Origin of the sequence: Bordetella ansorpii (assembly GCF_900078315.1) — a bacterium.
In the GTDB taxonomy this organism is placed as follows: domain Bacteria; phylum Pseudomonadota; class Gammaproteobacteria; order Burkholderiales; family Burkholderiaceae_B; genus Bordetella; species Bordetella ansorpii.
In genome coordinates this window covers 268,443-283,721 of record NZ_FKBS01000013.1, presented here as the reverse complement: position 1 = coordinate 283,721, position 15,279 = coordinate 268,443, and the positions used below count along the sequence as shown (strand labels likewise).

Sequence of the window (15,279 nt, the reverse complement as noted above, 5' to 3'; positions counted from 1 at the left end):
CCCCCCGCCAGACCCGCCACGTGGTCAGCCATCGGGATGAAGTCCCCGCCGTGTTCGCGCCGCGCATCGGGCTGTTCAGCCACCAGCGCGCCGCCGACTACACGGTGGCGCGGGTGCGGCTGGGCATGATCGAGCGGGTCTACGACGCCGCCATCCTGGTCTGCCTGACCCTGCTGGGCGGACTGCAATGGATAGACTTGGGGCTGGGACGCCTGACCGACAACGACATGCTGCGCCAGTTGCTGCTGCTGTTCTCGGTGTTCGGCCTGATGGGACTGCTGGGACTGCCGTTCACCCTGTACCGCCAGTTCAAGCTCGAAGGGCGCTTCGGCTTCAACCGCATGACGCCCCGGTTGTTCGTCAGCGACGCCGTGAAAGGCATCGCCGTGGCGCTGGTGCTGGGCGTACCCCTGGCCTCGGCCATCCTGTGGCTGATGGCCGAGGCCGGCCCCTACTGGTGGGTCTGGGCCTGGGGCCTGTGGACGGCGTTCAACCTGCTGCTGCTGTTCATCTACCCCACCTTCATCGCGCCGCTGTTCAACAAGTTCACCCCGCTGTCCGACCCCGAGCTGGCCGACCGCATCCACCGCCTGGCGCAACGCTGCGGGTTCTCGCTCAACGGGCTGTTCGTCATGGACGGCTCGCGCCGCTCGGCGCACGGCAACGCGTACTTCACCGGATTCGGCCGCGCGCGCCGCATCGTGTTCTTCGACACGCTGCTGTCGCGCCTGAATGCCGACGAGATCGAGGCCGTATTGGCGCACGAGCTGGGCCACTTCGTGCGGCGCCACATCGTCAAGCGCATCCTGATGAGCTTCGCGGGCGCCCTGCTGTTCTTCGCCCTGCTGGGCTGGCTGTCGCAACAGGCTTGGTTCTACGTCGGCCTGGGCGTGGTCCCGCGCCTGGACGGCCCCAACCACGCGATGGCGCTGCTGCTGTTCTTCCTGGCCGTGCCCGTGTTCACCTTCATGCTCACCCCCATCGCCAGCTGGTTCTCGCGCCGCGACGAGTTCGAGGCCGACCGTTATGCCGCCCAGCAGAGCTCATCGAATCAACTGGTGTCGGCACTGGTCAAACTGTACGATGACAACGCCGCCACCCTGACGCCCGATCCCGTGCACTCCGCCTTCTACGACAGCCACCCGCCCGCCGCCGTGCGCATCCGCCACCTGATGTCGGCGGCCTGACCTTGCAAGGCAAAATCAAGAACAGCAGGGGCGCGTCCGTGGGCGCGAACATGGCGGCGCAAGCCCCGACGGGCGCTTCGGCCGCCCAGCCCGAAGGCCGCGTGATCGCGGCACACGGCCGCCACTACATGGTGGAACTGCCCGACGGCAGCATGCGGCAGTGCTTTCCCCGCGGAAAGAAAACCGGACCGGCGGTGGGCGACCGGGTCCAGATCACCCCGCAGGGCCGCGACGAAGGCGCCATCGACGCCGTGCTGCCGCGCGCCAACCTGCTGTACCGCTCGGACGAAATGCGGTCCAAGCAGTTCGCCGCCAACGTCGACCAGTTGCTGGTGGTCATCGCGGTCGAGCCCACCTTCTCGGACGACCTGACCGGCCGCGCGCTGGCGGGCGCCTGGAGCGTGGGCATCCGCCCCATCATCGTGCTGAACAAAATCGACCTGGCCGGCGGCCTGCCCGCCGCGCAGGCCCGGCTGGCGCCGCTGCGGGCGCTGGGCGTGCCTATCGTCGAACTGAGCGCGCACGACACCGAAGGGACGCGCCAGAAGCTGGCGCCGTTGCTGGCCGGCCGCACCAGCCTGCTGCTGGGGCAAAGCGGCATGGGCAAATCCACGCTGCTGAACACGCTGGCCCCGGATGCCCAGGCCGCCACGCGCGAATACTCGGCAGCACTGGACATGGGCCGCCACACCACCACCAGCACGCGCCTGTATCACCTGCCGGCGCCCGGCGGCGACCTGATCGACTCGCCGGGATTCCAGGCTTTCGGCCTGCAGCACCTGACGCGCGAGGACATCGTGCGCGGGTTTCCCGAATTCCTGCCGCACATCGAGAATTGCCGCTTCTACAACTGCAGCCATCGCCACGAGCCCGGCTGCGGCGTGGTGGCGGCCCTGAACCGGGGCGAGATAGACGCGGGACGTTACGCGCTGTACGGGCGCGTGCTGGAAGAGAACGAAGCGGGGCAGCAGCGATACTGAGCGGATCGGCTCAGGGTAGCGCCGCCCGCAGGGCGTGATACAGATTGCGCAGCATGCCCGCCGTGGCGCCCCAGATGAAATGCCCTTCCCAGGGCATGGCGTAGTACTGCCGCGTGCGGCCGTCGGGCGTGGTGGCCTGGTACAGCCGGTGATTGGCGGGATCCATCAGAAAGGCCAGCGGCACTTCGAAGATCTCGGCCACCTCGAACGCATCGGCCACCAGCGTGAAGCCCGGACGCACCAATGACGCCACAGGCGTCACCGAAAACCCGGTGGACGTTTCGTACGGGGGCATGGTGCCCAGCACGTCGACATATTCCTGGCCCAGGCCGGTTTCTTCCTGCGCCTCGCGCAGCGCGGCCGCCACGGGCGATTCGTCGTCGTCCTCGATGCGTCCGCCCGGAAAGCTGATCTGCCCGGCATGATCGTGCAGATGCGCGGCGCGCTGCGTCAGCAGTACGCGCACGCCATCGGCGCGCAGCACCATCGGTATCAACACGGCCGCCAGCACCGGCTTGCCTTCGCGGCCGGGGTAGCGCGCCTCGCTGGCCACGATCTCATCGAGGGCCCAGGGCGCCTGCGCCTGCCAGCCGCGATGCAGCGCGTCAGCCGTCAGCAATTCACCCGGAATGGCCCGCAGCCCGTCGTCGGCCACCCGCCACGGCTGGGCGGCAGGGTCGAAACCAGGGCGGACCAGCGGGCGGCGAGGATGGGGCGAAGGAGAGTCCGACATACCGGAGGCAACGGGATCAGGGGCCTGCGGCGCAGGATCGCGCGCGCACGAAGGCGAAAAAGGAAAAGGCACCCTGTGAGGTGCCTCTTGGGCCCGCGCGAAGCGGGATTTGCATGGCGCACTGCACGGGGTGTCGCGTAACGGGCCGGCACGCCAGGCGTGCCGCATCCCGATACGATACCCCAGGCAATTTATGCCGCCTTGGGGGCCTTGATGACCAGCTTTTCCTTGATGCGAGCCGACTTGCCCGAGCGGTTGCGCAGGTAGTACAGCTTGGCACGGCGCACGTCACCGCGGCGCTTGACTTCGATCGAAGCGATTTGCGGCGAGTACAGCTGGAACGTACGCTCGACGGCTTCGCCGGACGAGATCTTGCGCACGATGAAGGACGAATTCAGGCCGCGGTTGCGCTTGGCGATGACCACGCCTTCGTAGGCCTGGACGCGCTTGCGCGTGCCTTCGACCACGTTGACGTTGACCACCACGGTGTCGCCGGGGTTGAAGTCGGGGAAGGCTTTGCCGCCGGTCAGGCGCTGGATTTCTTCCTTTTCCAGAATTTCGATGAGGTTCACGTGAACTCCTAGATCATCATGTCTTTGCGCGCAAACTTGCGAATTTTTGCCGTCGATGTTTTTGCCTGAGATGCCGACATCCGAGAAATCGCTGAAAGCGATCGTTGAAGTCGAATACCCCGGGCTATGGGCGCAAGCAGAGGATGAGATTTGGCAAACCCAGTATTCTACATCAAATACTTCATCTGACACGGGGTCGGCACATTTTTGCGGCCTGATGAGGCCTAGGCGCTACGCCGCGTCCGGCGCGGCGCGGCCGGGGCATCCGGGTACAGCAGGCCGGCCCGCATGAGTTCCAGCACCAGATCGCGCTTGCGCTGCAGGTGGCTGGTAAGGATGGCACGCATGGCCGCGCCGTCGCGCCGGGCGAGCGCGTCCATCATCTGCTCGTGCTCGTGCACGGCGTGTTTCCACTTGGCTTCGTCCTGGTTGGTGCGAAACCGCAAGGACTGGGCGCGGGCATTGATCGAACGATAGGTCTGGGCCAGCACCGGATTGTGCGCGGCGGCCGAGATCGCGTCGTGGATGCGGGCGTTGAATGCGTAATAGCCCGGCAGATCATGCCGGGCATGACAGGCCAGCATCTCGTAGTGCATGGCCCGCAGCTCCGCCAGTTCCTCGGGCGTAATGCGCTGAGCCGCCATCTCGCCCGCCGTGGCCTCCAGCACCCCCAGCACCTCGAAGGTATGCAGCACGTCTTCCTCGGTCAGGCGCACGGCCACGGCGCCCCGGTTGGGCACCAGATCGACCAGCCCCTCGGCGGCCAGCAGCTTGATCGCCTCGCGCAGCGGCGTGCGCGACACGCCCAGTTGCTCGCATAGCTCACGCTCGTTGAGCTTGGCGCCCGGCGCGATGCGGCCCTGCACCAGCAGCCCGCGCAGCCGCGCAACCACCTGGTCGTGCAGCGCGAGACGGGAAATTTCGAGTACGTCAGCCATGAGTCTATTGCAATGCCGGGGCGGGATACGGGGATTCTAAAGGGCCAGGCCGGGCGCCGTACGTACGGCAAGGCACCCCACCAAGGGCCCAACACGTCCGCATTATGCATGCAAAAGGCGCACGAATCCGCATTTTGGATGAAGGGAAAACCATAGCGCAAAAATGCATTTTGAATGCAAAAATACACACACACCCGCCAGGATCTTTTGCGCCCGGCCCTTCCCCACCCTGGAATCACCGCCCATGCTGACTCTCGACTACCACCCGACAGGCAATCACTTCCTGCAGATTCCCGGTCCCAGCCCGGTGCCGGACCGCGTGCTGCGCGCCATGAGCCTGCCCACCATCGACCATCGCGGCCCCGAATTCGGCGCGCTGGGCCTGAAGGTGCTGGACGGCATCAAGCAGATCTTCCAGACCCGCCACCCCGTCATCATCTATCCGACCTCGGGCACCGGCGCCTGGGAGGCCGCGCTGGCCAACACGCTAAGCCCCGGCGATCACGTGCTGATGTACGAGACGGGCCAATTCGCCACGCTGTGGCACAAGATGGCCACCCGGCTGGGACTGTCCACGGAATTCCTGGGCTGGTCGGGCGAGGATGCCGTACTACCCGCCGCGCCGGGCTGGCGCCACGGCATACAGGCAGACCGGATCGAGCAGCGCCTGCGCCAGGACCGCGAGTACCGCATCAAGGCGGTCTGCGTGGTGCACAACGAAACCTCCACTGGCGTCACCTCGGACATCGCCGCCGTGCGCCGCGCCATCGACGCCGCCGGCCACCCGGCCCTGCTGATGGTGGACTCGATCTCGGGCCTGGCGGCAGCCGATTTTCGCCACGACGACTGGGGCGTGGACGTCACGATCAGCGGGTCGCAGAAGGGCTTGATGCTGCCGCCGGGCATCAGTTTCAACGCCCTGTCGCCGCGCGCGATCGACGCATCCAGGCAGGCGAAGCTGCCACGCGCCTTCTTCTCGTGGGACGAGATCCTGGAGATGAACGCCACCGGCTACTGGCCCTACACGCCCAATACCAACCTGCTGTATGGCCTGTCCGAAGCGCTGGACATGCTGCTGGGCGAAGGGCTGGACAACGTGTTTGCCCGCCACCAGCGCTGGGCCGCGGGCGTGCGCGCGGCGGTTCAGGCCTGGGGCCTGCCGATCCAATGCGCCGACCCCGAGGTCTATTCGCCCGTACTGACCGGCGTGATCACGCCCGAAGGCGTGGACGCCGACGCGGTGCGCCGGCTGATCCACCAGCGCTTCGACCTGTCGCTGGGCACCGGCCTGGGCAAGGTACGTGGCCGCATGTTCCGCATGGGCCACCTGGGCAACAGCAACGACCTGACCCTGCTGGCCATGGTGGCCGGCGTGGAGATGGGCCTGAAGCTGTCGGGCGTGAAGCTGGCGCAAAGCGGCATTCATGCCGCCATGGACTACTTCAGCGCCCATGCCGCGCCGCGCGCACTGACGCACGCGGCCTGACGCGCGTTTCCGGCCGGCGGCGCCCTGCCGCCGGCTTGCCGTATCCCCCTTCCCGATCACACCAGAACACGCATCAGGCCGGCCCGGCCAGAGCACCCCAGGTGCCGATGCTCCATGGAGACTGAACATGAAGATCCTGCGCCCGACACGTGTCGTGCTGGCGATGCTGTGCCTGATGTACTTCATTACGTACCTGGACCGTGTCAACGTCAGCACGGCCGCCGTGGGTTTCGGCAAGGAATTCGACCTCAGCAAGACCGAGATCGGCCTGGTCTTCTCCGCGTTTGCCTACCCTTATCTGATCTTCCAGATCATCGGCGGCTGGGTCAGCGACCGCTTCGGCGCCCGCCGCACGCTGATCGCCTGCGGCGTGATCTGGGCAGGCGGCACCCTGCTGACCGGGCTGGCCGGCGGCCTGGCCTCCATGCTGATGGCGCGCATCCTGCTGGGGCTGGGCGAAGGCGCGACCTTTCCCGCGGCCACCGCGGCCATGTCGCACTGGGTGCCCAAGGAAAGGCGCGGTTTCGCCCAGGGCATCACCCACGCCTTCTCACGGCTGGGCAACGCACTGGCGCCGGCCGCCATGATCGCGGTAATGGCGGCCTATGGCTGGCGCGAATCCTTCTATGCCTGCGCCATCATCAGCTTCGTCTGGGTCATCGTGTGGGCGCTGACGTTTACCGAGCAACCCAAGGATCATCCGCGCATCTCGGCGGAAGAACTGGTCTCGCTGCCCGAGGTAAAGAAGAAGGACAAGCCCCCCGTGCAATGGGGTCGCCTGTTCAAGCGCATGCTGCCGGTGACCATCGTGTACTTCTGCTACGGCTGGACGCTGTGGTTGCTGTTGAGCTGGGTGCCCATGTACTTCATGAACTTCGGCATGGACCTGAAGAAGACCGCGATCTTCTCGTCCGCCGTGTTCTTCGGCGGCGTGGTGGGTGACACGCTGGGCGGCATCATCAGCGATCGCCTGTACAAGCGCACCGGCAATCTGAACCGCGCCCGTGCGCAGATGGTGGCCGTGTGCATGGTACTCACCCTGCTGACCTTGCTGCCGCTGATGTTCACGCGCGATCTGTATGTGTCGCTAGCCTGCCTGGGCTTCGGCTTTTTCTTCGCCGAACTGACCATCGGACCGATGTGGGCCATCCCCATGGACATCTGCCCGGACTACTCGGGCACCGCCAGCGGCATGATGAACATCGGTTCGGCCTCGGCGGCCATCGTCAGCCCCGTGGCGGCGGGTTTCCTGATCGATCGTTTCGGCAATTGGCAATTGCCTTTCCTGGTCAGCATCGTGTTGCTGGCAATCGGCGCGATACTGTCGTTTAGCATGCATCCCGAACGGCGCTTCGTGCCGGCCAAGCCCGAGACCGCCTCGACGGCCCGCCCGCCCGCACACTCGCCTTCGCATTGACACTCAAGGAAAAACTATCCATGGATACGGCGCAGCACGAATTTGCCCAGGCCCTGGTCGCGGCCTATCGAACCGGCATCGCCCTGGATGCCCAGCCGTGGCAGGACAGCGTAAAAGGTGCTCCGGCCGCCTACGCGGTGCAGGACGCGGTCGCGTCGGAGCTGGGCTGGTGGCGTCCCGGTGACATTGCCGGGTATTGGAAATCCGGTGGCGCGTCGCGCATGGCCACGCTGACGCATGCGGGCTTGCCGCCCGCCTGCGTGCGCGGCGATGGTGCGGATTATTCGGACCTGTCGTTGCACAAGCCCGGCATCGAGGCCGAAATCGCCTTGCGCCTGGCGCGCGCCGTAACACCCGAGGAAGCCGCCCAACTGGGCGAGCAGGACGTGGATGCGCTGATCGACGCCATGACGGTATCGGTGGAACTGGTGGACTCACGCCTGGAGCAGGCCGCCGAGGCGCCGGCCTTGCTGCGGCTGGCCGACAGCCAGTCGCACGCGGGGCTGGTGCTGGGCGACTGGGTGCCGTACGTGCGCCAGCCCTGGCACCAGCAGGTATGCGAGATATATATCGACGACGAAGCGCCCCAGGAGCATATGGGTACGCACTCGTTGGAAGATCCCGCCTGGCTGCTGCCGACCTGGCTGCGGCACCTGACTCGTCATGGAGGCACCGTGCCTGCGGGCACCGTCGTGACGACCGGCACCTGGAACGGCGTGAACGTCGTACAGCCGGGTACACGCGTGGCGGTGACGTTTCCGGGGATTGGGTCGGTCAGTATGCGGGTGTGATGCGCGAAGGCCACGACGCCGACCACGACCCGCCACAACGGCAAGCCAAACGGCCTGCGGCTTAGAACCCGCTGGCCGCGCCCAGCCACATCAGTGCGGGAATCAGCGCACCCCATACCGCCACCAGCACCACGTCGATGACCATGCGGCGCACCCCCAGCGCCTGCACGGTGCTCAGGTTGCGCACGTCGCCCAGCGCGGCATCGCAGGTCTGGCGCTTGGCGTCGGTTTTGGCAGCCGCCGGAGCTTGCGCCTGATCGTCCTGCGCCCCCACGGGCGCCGGCGTGACGGGCTGCTGAATGGGCGGGAACGGCCACTTGCGTGTGGCCGCGACAGCCGGCATCGGTACCGCCCCGAACAAACCGGCGGCCTGGATTGCCCGGGCCTGTGCCTGCACACGCGCCCGCGTACGCATGCCCGACCGGCCCCGACCCGTGAACAGCCGGCGCACGGATGCGCCGTTGATAGGTGCGAAAACGGCGGAAGACAGTGTGGCGATGGTCATGGTGAAGCTCCTGGCTGGGCGTTGTTGTCGTGTTGTCGGATATCAGGACAGCGTCGGCGAGATGGAAACGGCGTAGGAAAAGCGGAAATACGGGAAAACGAAATCGATACGAACGCGTGGCAACGGCCTTAGTCGAACAGCGCCAGTTGGCTGGCGCCTGGCACCGGTACCGCTGACGCGGCAGCCATGCGGCGCACGCCCTCGTGAAACCGCACCGGCACGGCGGCAATGCCGCCCGCCTTCCTGGAGGGCTTCACCACGGGCGGCTCGGGCGCCACGAACTGGCTGCAATCGAGCTGGGGACGCACGCCGTTCAGGCCGAACTTGCGCACCGCCAGCGTGTATCGCTGGCGCAACAGGTCCGCCCAGACACCGGTGCCACGCATGCGGGTGCCGAAATTGGGATCGTTACGGCGGCCTTCGCGCATGTCTTCGATGCGATGCAGCACGCGTTCGGCGCGATCGGGGAAATGCGCGTGCAGCCATTGCTCGAACACCTCTTTCACTTCCCAGGGCAGGCGCACCACGGTGTAGCCGCTGAAACGGGCGCCGGCTTCGGCGGCCTGTTCCAGGATGGCTTCGAGGAATTCGTCGTTGATGAACGGGATGAGCGGCGAGGCCAGCACGCCCACCGGCACGCCGGCCTGCGACAGCGTACGCACGGCCTGCAGGCGGCGCCACGGCGCGGAGGCGCGGGGTTCGAGCGTGCGGGCCACCTCGGCATCCAGCGTGGTGACGCTGACGAAGGCCATGACCAGGTTGCGCTCGGCCAGGGCGCGCAACAGGTCGAGGTCGCGTTCGATCAGGGCGTTCTTGGTGACCAGCGTGACGGGATGGCCCGTGTCGAGCATCAGTTGCAGGATGTTGCGCGTGAGGCGCCAGTTGCGCTCGATGGGCTGGTAGATGTCGGTGGCCGAACCCAGGTTGATGGGGGCGACGCGATAGCCGGGCTTGGACAGTTCGCCGCGCAGGACGTCGACCGCGTTGGCCTTGGCGACCAGTTTGGTTTCGAAGTCGAGCCCCGGCGAATAGCCCAGGTAGGCATGGGTGGGGCGGGCAAAGCAATAGACGCATCCGTGCTCGCAGCCCCGGTAGGGGTTGATGGCGACTTCGAACGGAACGTCGGGAGAGTCGTTGCGCGACAGGATCGAACGGGCCTGCTCGGCCCGGACCTCGGTGCGCAGGGCAGCCGCGTCGGGGAACATGTCGACCGCGTCGTCTGACGCAACGCGGTCGGTTTCCTGGAAGCGGTGCCGAACATTAGTAACCGCACCCCGACCGCGCAAGGCGGCGGGGGCGGCTGCCGGGGACCCAGAACCGGCGGAAAAAAGGTGATCGGTGCTTGCCATGAAAGTACTGTACAAAAACACAGTACTTTTGGCAAGCCCCGGAATACTTTCAAACGACGCTTGAATGTACTCCAAGACGGGCGACACGGTACGGAAATGATTTCCGGCCGCCCTAGGCCCTTCCGCCCGCTAGGCCCGACCGGCCGGAAAGCCGCGCCAGCAAAGGGTTTGGAGGAAAAACAACAGTCGCCTAGCGCAGCATTCCGGCCGCGGCGGTCTGGTGCGTGGCCTCGTCGATCAGGATGAAGGCGCCGTTGGCCGGCAGCGCGTCGTAGCGATCCACCGCCAGCGTTTCGCGCGTGACCAGCGCCACCCTGCCGATATCGTTCATCGACAGCGAACCGTCCGCCTGCGCGACCTCCTGCAGTTCATGCACGTCGCGCCGCGCGCGCACTTCACGGATCTTGGCCGAGGTCAGGCGCGTGCCATGCTTGAGCAGATAGCGGCGCGCGGGATTCAGCGGCTGCGCATCGAGCCAGCACAGTTCGGCCTCGAACTCGCGGCCGGTCTGGGCCAACGCATCGGGATGCGCCAGCGTATCGCCACGCGACACGTCCACGTCGCGGTCCAGCACCACCGTGATCGAATCGCCCGCCACGGCCTCGTCCACGTCATCGGCGCCACGCAACAGGCGTGCGACGCGCGCCTGCTGCCCCGAGGGCTGCACCGCCACGGCGTCGCCCACGCGCAGCGCGCCGCTGGCCAGGCGTCCGGCATAGCCGCGGAAATCGTCGGCGCGGTCGCCGCCGTGGCGCAGCACCCACTGCACCGGCAGGCGCAGCGGCAAAGCGCGCCCGTCGTCGGCCACCGCCAGGTTCTCCAGCAGCGCCAGCAGCGGCGGGCCTTCGTACCACGGCGTATGCGCCGAGGCCGTCACCACGTTGTCGCCGTTCAACGCCGACAGCGGCAGGATGTGGAATCCGTCGAACGCCAGCCGGCGCGCCAGCTCGGCGTAGGCCTCGCGGATACGCTCGAACACCGCGCGGTCCCAGCCCGCCAGGTCCATCTTGTTCACCGCCACGACGATGTGCCGAATGCCCAGCAACTTGGCGATCATGCTGTGCCGCTTGGTCTGCGGCAGCAGTTGGCCGTCGGCGACGCGTGTGGCGTCGATCAGGATGATGGCCGCGTCGGCGGTCGATGCGCCCGTCACCATGTTGCGGGTGTACTGCTCGTGGCCCGGCGCGTCGGCGATGATGAACTTGCGCAACGGCGTGGAAAAGTAGCGGTACGCCACGTCGATCGTGATGCCCTGCTCGCGCTCGGCCTCCAGGCCATCGGTCAGCAGCGAGAAGTCGATGCCGTCGCCCGCCACGCGCTTGTACTTGGCGCGCGAGATGGCATCCAGTTGGTCGGCGAACACGCCCTTGCTGTCGTACAGCAGGCGGCCGATCAGCGTGGACTTGCCGTCGTCGACCGAACCGGCCGTGATCAGGCGCAGCACGCCGTGGTCGGCGCCGCCCAGGAAAGCATCATTGATGGTGTTCATAAGTCTCTCGTTCGGATGGGCGGAACTCAGAAATAGCCTTCGCGCTTGCGGCGCTCCATGGACGCCTCGGAGGTCTGGTCGTCCATGCGCGTGGCGCCGCGCTCGGTGATGTCGGTCACCGCGGTCTCGGCGATGATGGCGGCCGGGTCGGCGGCGTCGGACGCCACCGGGCAAGTGCACGAGATGTCGCCCACCGTGCGGAACCGCACCGGCAGGCGCTCGACCACATCGCCCTCGGCGGGCGGCGTCAGCGGCGTCACCGGCACCAGCAGGCCGCGGCGGCGCACCACGTCGCGCGCGTGGCTGTAATAGATGGAAGGCAGCGCCAGATTCTCGCGCTGGATGTATTGCCACACGTCCAGCTCGGTCCAGTTCGAGATCGGGAACACCCGCATGTTCTCGCCCGGATGCACGCGCGTGTTGAACAGGTTCCACAGCTCGGGCCGCTGCGCCTTCGGATCCCATTGGCCGAACGAATCCCGGAACGAGAAGATGCGCTCCTTGGCGCGGGCCTTCTCCTCGTCGCGGCGCGCGCCGCCGATGCAGGCGTCGAAGCCGAACTCCTCGATGGATTCCAGCAGCGTCACCGCCTGCGCCGCGTTGCGCGAATCGGTGGCGTGGCGCAGCACCACGCTGCCGCGCCGGATCGAGTCCTCGACGCTGCGCACGATCAGGGTCTCGCCCAGTTCGGCCGCGCGCGCGTCGCGGAACGCGATCACCTCGTCGAAGTTGTGGCCGGTGTCGATGTGCATCAGCGGGAACGGAAAGCGGCCCGGGCGGAACGCCTTCTCGGCCAGGCGCAGCAGCACCACCGAATCCTTGCCGCCGGAGAACAGCAGCACGGGCTTGGCGCATTCGGCGGCCACTTCGCGCAGGATATGGATCGCCTCCGACTCCAGCCAATCCAGATGGCTGCGATGGGTCACGACGGACATGGTTGTTTCCTCGGTTCGAATCGAATGCTTGTTTGTCTGATAAGCCCGGGGCGCGCCTTCAGCGCGATGCCACCGGAATCACGCGGTTGCCCGCATGCAGGCCGCACTCTTTCGAGTCGGCGTGTTCCCACCACCAGCGCCCTGCCCGCACGTCCTCGCCGGGCCGGATGGCGCGCGTACAGGGATCGCAGCCGATGGACGGATAGCCTTGGTCGTGCAGCGGGTTGTACGGGATGTCCAGCGTGCGGATCAGGTGCCAGACCTCCGCTTCGCGCCAGGCGGCCAGCGGGTTGTACTTGCGCAGTCCGAAGACGGCGTCGTCCTCGGACTCGGGCAGTTCGCCGCGCGTGGCGGCCTGGCCGCGGCGCTGGCCGGTCAGCCAGGCGCTTCGGCCAGACAGCGCACGACGCAGCGGCTCGACCTTGCGGATCTGGCAACAGGCCTTGCGCAGCGCGACGCTTTCATAGAACGCAAACGCGCCGTGCTCGGCCACGTGCGCGGACACGGCGTCGGCATCGGGCGTCCATACCGTCACGGCGCGGCCGTAGCGCGCCTCGATGCGCGGCAGCACGGCCAGCGTCTCGGCATGCAGCCGGCCCGTGTCCAGCGTGAAGACCGCAAGCGGCAGGCCGCCCTGGAAGATGGCGTGCGTCAGCACCATGTCCTCGGCCGCCAGCGACGAGGCCAGCGCCGCGTCGGGATGACGCAGGGCGATGTCTTCCAGGGTGTCGCGCAACACGGCCCAGCGCGCCGCCACGTCGGCGGCCAGTGCGCCTGGACGCTCGCCGGCGGCAGCCGGATGCAGGTCGGACAAATCGCTCATGTTGCCTCCTCGGCGCCTCGCGCCATCTTCAACCCGGGTAGCGCTGCGCCGTCGCGGCGGCGCGGCGGGCTCATGGAGAACCTCCCGCCACCGAGGGATAGACCGTCGCGCGGCGCGGCTGCGCCAGCAGGATCTCGCCCTCTTGCAGGTTCAGTCCGCGGAACAGGTTCTCGGGCAGCTCGGCCTCGATGACGGTGTCCTGGTCGACGCGGCGCAGCTCCAGGCAGGCACTGGGACCGGCCAGATAGACGTGGGCCAGCTTCACGCGGATGCCCGCGCCCGCGCCGTCGTCGCGCACCAGGTCGATGTCGTGCGGACGCACATAGGCGATGGCCGGCACGCGCTCGTCCTGCGCCAGCGCGGGCGCGGCCAGCGCGATACCGTCGGCCTGCCACACGCCGCGCGCGGCATGGCCGTGCAGCGTGTTCACATCGCCCAGGAAACCATGCACGAAGGGGGTGGCGGGACGCTCCCACACTTCGCGCGGCGAACCGACCTGCTCGATGTGGCCGCCGTTCATCAGCACCACGCGGTCGGCCACCTCCAGCGCCTCTTCCTGGTCGTGCGTGACGAACACGCTGGCCACGTGCAGCTCGTCGTGCAGGCGCCGCAGCCAGCGGCGCAGTTCCTTGCGCACCTTGGCGTCCAGCGCGCCGAACGGCTCATCGAGCAGCAGCACGCGCGGCTCCACGGCCAGCGCGCGGGCCAGCGCGATGCGCTGGCGCTGGCCGCCCGACAACTGTGCCGGATAGCGGTCCGACAGCCAGTCCAGCTGCACCAGGTTCAGCAGCTCGTGCACCTTGGCGCGTATCCTCGCCTCGGACGGACGCTGCGCGCGCGGCCGCACGCGCAGACCGAACGCCACGTTCTCGAACACCGTCATGTGCCGGAACAGCGCATAGTGCTGGAACACGAATCCGACCTGGCGCTGCCGCACGTCCACGTCCGTGGCGTCCTCGCCCGAGAACAGCACGCTGCCCGAGTCGGGGGTTTCCAGCCCGGCGATGATGCGCAGCAGCGTCGTCTTGCCGCAGCCGGACGGCCCCAGCAGCGCCACCAGCTCGCCGGTATCGATGCGCAGCGACACGTCGTCCAGCGCGCGGAAGGCGCCGAACTGCTTGGACAGGTTCTTGACTTCGATGCTCATGATGCCGCTTCCTCCAGGCGTGCGGGCAGCGCGGCGGCGGGCTGGCCGCGCGGTTGCGGGGCGGGCTCGGCGCGCACGGGGCGCGCACCCTGCCACTCGACCAGGTTCTTGGCCACCAGCGTGACCAGCGCCAGCAGGGCCAGCAGCGATGCCACCGCGAACGCCGCCGCGAACTGGTATTCGTTGTAGAGAATTTCCACGTGCAGGGTCATGGTGTTGGTCAGGCCGCGGATCTTGCCGGACACCACCGACACCGCGCCGAACTCGCCCATTGCACGCGCATTGCACAGGATGGCGCCGTACAGCAGGCCCCACTTGATGTTGGGCAGCGTCACCCGCCAGAAGATCTGCCAGCCGCTGGCGCCCAGCGTCAACGCGGCCTGCTCTTCCTCGCTGCCCTGTGCCTGCATCAGCGGAATCAGCTCGCGCGCCACGAAGGGAAACGTGACGAACAGCGTGGCCAGGATCACCGCCGGCAAGGCATAGACGATCTTAAGGTCGTGGTCCTGCAGCCACGGGCCGAACCAGCCCTGCGACCCGAACAGCAGCACGAACACCAGGCCGGCCACCACGGGCGATACCGAGAACGGCAGGTCGATCAGCGTGATCAGCACCTGTTTGCCGCGGAACTGGAACTTGGTGACGGCCCAGGCCACGGCCACGCCGAATACCAGGTTGACTGGCAAGGCGATGGCGGCCACCAGCAGGGTCAGCTTGATGGCCTCCCAGGCATCGGGCTCGGTGACGGCGGCCAGGTACAGTTCCCAGCCCTTGCGGAAGGCCTCGGTGAACACGGACGCCAGCGGAATCAGCAGGAACAGCGCCAGGAAACCCAGCGCCAGCGCGATCAGCAGGGCACGCACCCAGGGGGGTTCGGAAAGATGCGGGGGACGCGGGGCGGCGCTCATCGCGGCCTCCTGGTAATCG

At 67.4% G+C, this 15,279-nt stretch carries 15 protein-coding genes; 5 read left to right on the top strand and 10 right to left on the bottom strand.

The features are described from left to right. Together A7W11_RS07415 and rsgA are read left to right on the top strand one after the other, a co-directional pair. Positions 1-1,187: M48 family metallopeptidase (locus A7W11_RS07415; RefSeq protein WP_066410361.1), on the top strand; the 1,187-nt coding region annotated here is incomplete at its 5' end. Between the two features lie 50 nt (positions 1,188-1,237). Then, on the top strand, positions 1,238-2,167 hold the full coding sequence (gene rsgA, locus A7W11_RS07410; RefSeq protein WP_066410422.1) for a ribosome small subunit-dependent GTPase A: 930 nt from the start codon (positions 1,238-1,240) through the stop codon (positions 2,165-2,167). Positions 2,168-2,177: 10 nt separating this feature from the next. On the opposite strand, the gene A7W11_RS07405 is transcribed toward rsgA, so the two are convergent. The 3 genes from A7W11_RS07405 to A7W11_RS07395 all read right to left on the bottom strand — a co-directional run bounded on the left by A7W11_RS07405 (position 2,178) and on the right by A7W11_RS07395 (position 4,410). After that, on the bottom strand, positions 2,178-2,900 hold the full coding sequence (locus A7W11_RS07405; RefSeq protein ID WP_066410360.1) for a CoA pyrophosphatase: 723 nt from the start codon (positions 2,898-2,900) through the stop codon (positions 2,178-2,180). Positions 2,901-3,091: 191 nt separating this feature from the next. Continuing rightward, on the bottom strand, positions 3,092-3,472 hold the full coding sequence (rplS, locus tag A7W11_RS07400) for a 50S ribosomal protein L19 (RefSeq protein WP_066410359.1): 381 nt from the start codon (positions 3,470-3,472) through the stop codon (positions 3,092-3,094). Positions 3,473-3,696: 224 nt separating this feature from the next. Next, positions 3,697-4,410 carry a GntR family transcriptional regulator gene (locus A7W11_RS07395; RefSeq protein WP_066410358.1) on the bottom strand — a complete coding sequence of 238 codons (714 nt, stop codon included), beginning with the start codon at positions 4,408-4,410 and terminating at the stop codon, positions 3,697-3,699. A gap of 244 nt (positions 4,411-4,654) precedes the next feature. On the opposite strand from A7W11_RS07395, the gene A7W11_RS07390 reads away from it, so the two are divergent. From A7W11_RS07390 to A7W11_RS07380, 3 genes are all read left to right on the top strand, one after another. Continuing rightward, positions 4,655-5,896, top strand: a complete 1,242-nt coding sequence (locus tag A7W11_RS07390; RefSeq protein WP_066410357.1) for a pyridoxal-phosphate-dependent aminotransferase family protein — start codon at positions 4,655-4,657, stop codon at positions 5,894-5,896. A gap of 127 nt (positions 5,897-6,023) precedes the next feature. Continuing rightward, complete coding sequence (locus A7W11_RS07385) at positions 6,024-7,313, top strand: MFS transporter (protein WP_066410356.1); 1,290 nt, start codon at positions 6,024-6,026, stop codon at positions 7,311-7,313. 20 nt (positions 7,314-7,333) lie between these two features. Continuing rightward, on the top strand, positions 7,334-8,104 hold the full coding sequence (locus A7W11_RS07380; RefSeq protein WP_066410355.1) for a fumarylacetoacetate hydrolase family protein: 771 nt from the start codon (positions 7,334-7,336) through the stop codon (positions 8,102-8,104). Positions 8,105-8,165: 61 nt separating this feature from the next. Here the strand turns inward: A7W11_RS07380 and A7W11_RS07375 are convergent, their stop codons facing one another. The 7 genes from A7W11_RS07375 to cysW form a co-directional block, all read right to left on the bottom strand. Continuing rightward, positions 8,166-8,609 carry a hypothetical protein gene (locus A7W11_RS07375; protein ID WP_066410354.1) on the bottom strand — a complete coding sequence of 148 codons (444 nt, stop codon included), beginning with the start codon at positions 8,607-8,609 and terminating at the stop codon, positions 8,166-8,168. 128 nt (positions 8,610-8,737) lie between these two features. Beyond that, on the bottom strand, positions 8,738-9,958 hold the full coding sequence (locus A7W11_RS07370) for a PA0069 family radical SAM protein (protein ID WP_066410421.1): 1,221 nt from the start codon (positions 9,956-9,958) through the stop codon (positions 8,738-8,740). A 190-nt stretch (positions 9,959-10,148) separates the two neighbouring features. Then, positions 10,149-11,447 carry a sulfate adenylyltransferase subunit 1 gene (locus A7W11_RS07365; protein ID WP_066410353.1) on the bottom strand — a complete coding sequence of 433 codons (1,299 nt, stop codon included), beginning with the start codon at positions 11,445-11,447 and terminating at the stop codon, positions 10,149-10,151. A gap of 26 nt (positions 11,448-11,473) precedes the next feature. Further along, a complete protein-coding gene (gene cysD, locus A7W11_RS07360; protein ID WP_066410352.1) occupies positions 11,474-12,382 on the bottom strand; it encodes a sulfate adenylyltransferase subunit CysD in 909 nt (302 codons plus the stop codon). A 58-nt stretch (positions 12,383-12,440) separates the two neighbouring features. Continuing rightward, complete coding sequence (locus A7W11_RS07355) at positions 12,441-13,205, bottom strand: phosphoadenylyl-sulfate reductase (RefSeq protein WP_066410351.1); 765 nt, start codon at positions 13,203-13,205, stop codon at positions 12,441-12,443. Between the two features lie 70 nt (positions 13,206-13,275). After that, positions 13,276-14,352, bottom strand: coding sequence for a sulfate/molybdate ABC transporter ATP-binding protein (locus A7W11_RS07350; RefSeq protein ID WP_066410350.1), 1,077 nt, complete (start codon positions 14,350-14,352; stop codon positions 13,276-13,278). Then, entirely contained in the window at positions 14,349-15,260 is a 912-nt protein-coding gene (gene cysW / locus A7W11_RS07345; RefSeq protein ID WP_066410349.1) for a sulfate ABC transporter permease subunit CysW, read from the bottom strand. Before cysW ends, A7W11_RS07350 begins: the two co-directional genes overlap by 4 nt. Positions 15,261-15,279: the final 19 nt, after the last annotated feature.

What these genes read in the sequence shown, in the direction of transcription:
- A7W11_RS07395 (WP_066410358.1), bottom strand. Translation starts at nt 4,410, where the DNA reads ATGGCTGACGTACTCGAAATTTCCCGTCTCGCGCTGCACGACCAGGTG.
- cysD (WP_066410352.1), bottom strand. Translation starts at nt 12,382, where the DNA reads ATGTCCGTCGTGACCCATCGCAGCCATCTGGATTGGCTGGAGTCGGAG.
- A7W11_RS07350 (WP_066410350.1), bottom strand. Translation starts at nt 14,352, where the DNA reads ATGAGCATCGAAGTCAAGAACCTGTCCAAGCAGTTCGGCGCCTTCCGC.
- A7W11_RS07385 (WP_066410356.1), top strand. Translation starts at nt 6,024, where the DNA reads ATGAAGATCCTGCGCCCGACACGTGTCGTGCTGGCGATGCTGTGCCTG.
- rsgA (WP_066410422.1), top strand. Translation starts at nt 1,238, where the DNA reads ATGGCGGCGCAAGCCCCGACGGGCGCTTCGGCCGCCCAGCCCGAAGGC.
- A7W11_RS07365 (WP_066410353.1), bottom strand. Translation starts at nt 11,447, where the DNA reads ATGAACACCATCAATGATGCTTTCCTGGGCGGCGCCGACCACGGCGTG.
- cysW (WP_066410349.1), bottom strand. Translation starts at nt 15,260, where the DNA reads ATGAGCGCCGCCCCGCGTCCCCCGCATCTTTCCGAACCCCCCTGGGTG.
- A7W11_RS07370 (WP_066410421.1), bottom strand. Translation starts at nt 9,958, where the DNA reads ATGGCAAGCACCGATCACCTTTTTTCCGCCGGTTCTGGGTCCCCGGCA.
- A7W11_RS07405 (WP_066410360.1), bottom strand. Translation starts at nt 2,900, where the DNA reads ATGTCGGACTCTCCTTCGCCCCATCCTCGCCGCCCGCTGGTCCGCCCT.
- A7W11_RS07355 (WP_066410351.1), bottom strand. Translation starts at nt 13,205, where the DNA reads ATGAGCGATTTGTCCGACCTGCATCCGGCTGCCGCCGGCGAGCGTCCA.
- A7W11_RS07375 (WP_066410354.1), bottom strand. Translation starts at nt 8,609, where the DNA reads ATGACCATCGCCACACTGTCTTCCGCCGTTTTCGCACCTATCAACGGC.
- A7W11_RS07390 (WP_066410357.1), top strand. Translation starts at nt 4,655, where the DNA reads ATGCTGACTCTCGACTACCACCCGACAGGCAATCACTTCCTGCAGATT.
- A7W11_RS07380 (WP_066410355.1), top strand. Translation starts at nt 7,334, where the DNA reads ATGGATACGGCGCAGCACGAATTTGCCCAGGCCCTGGTCGCGGCCTAT.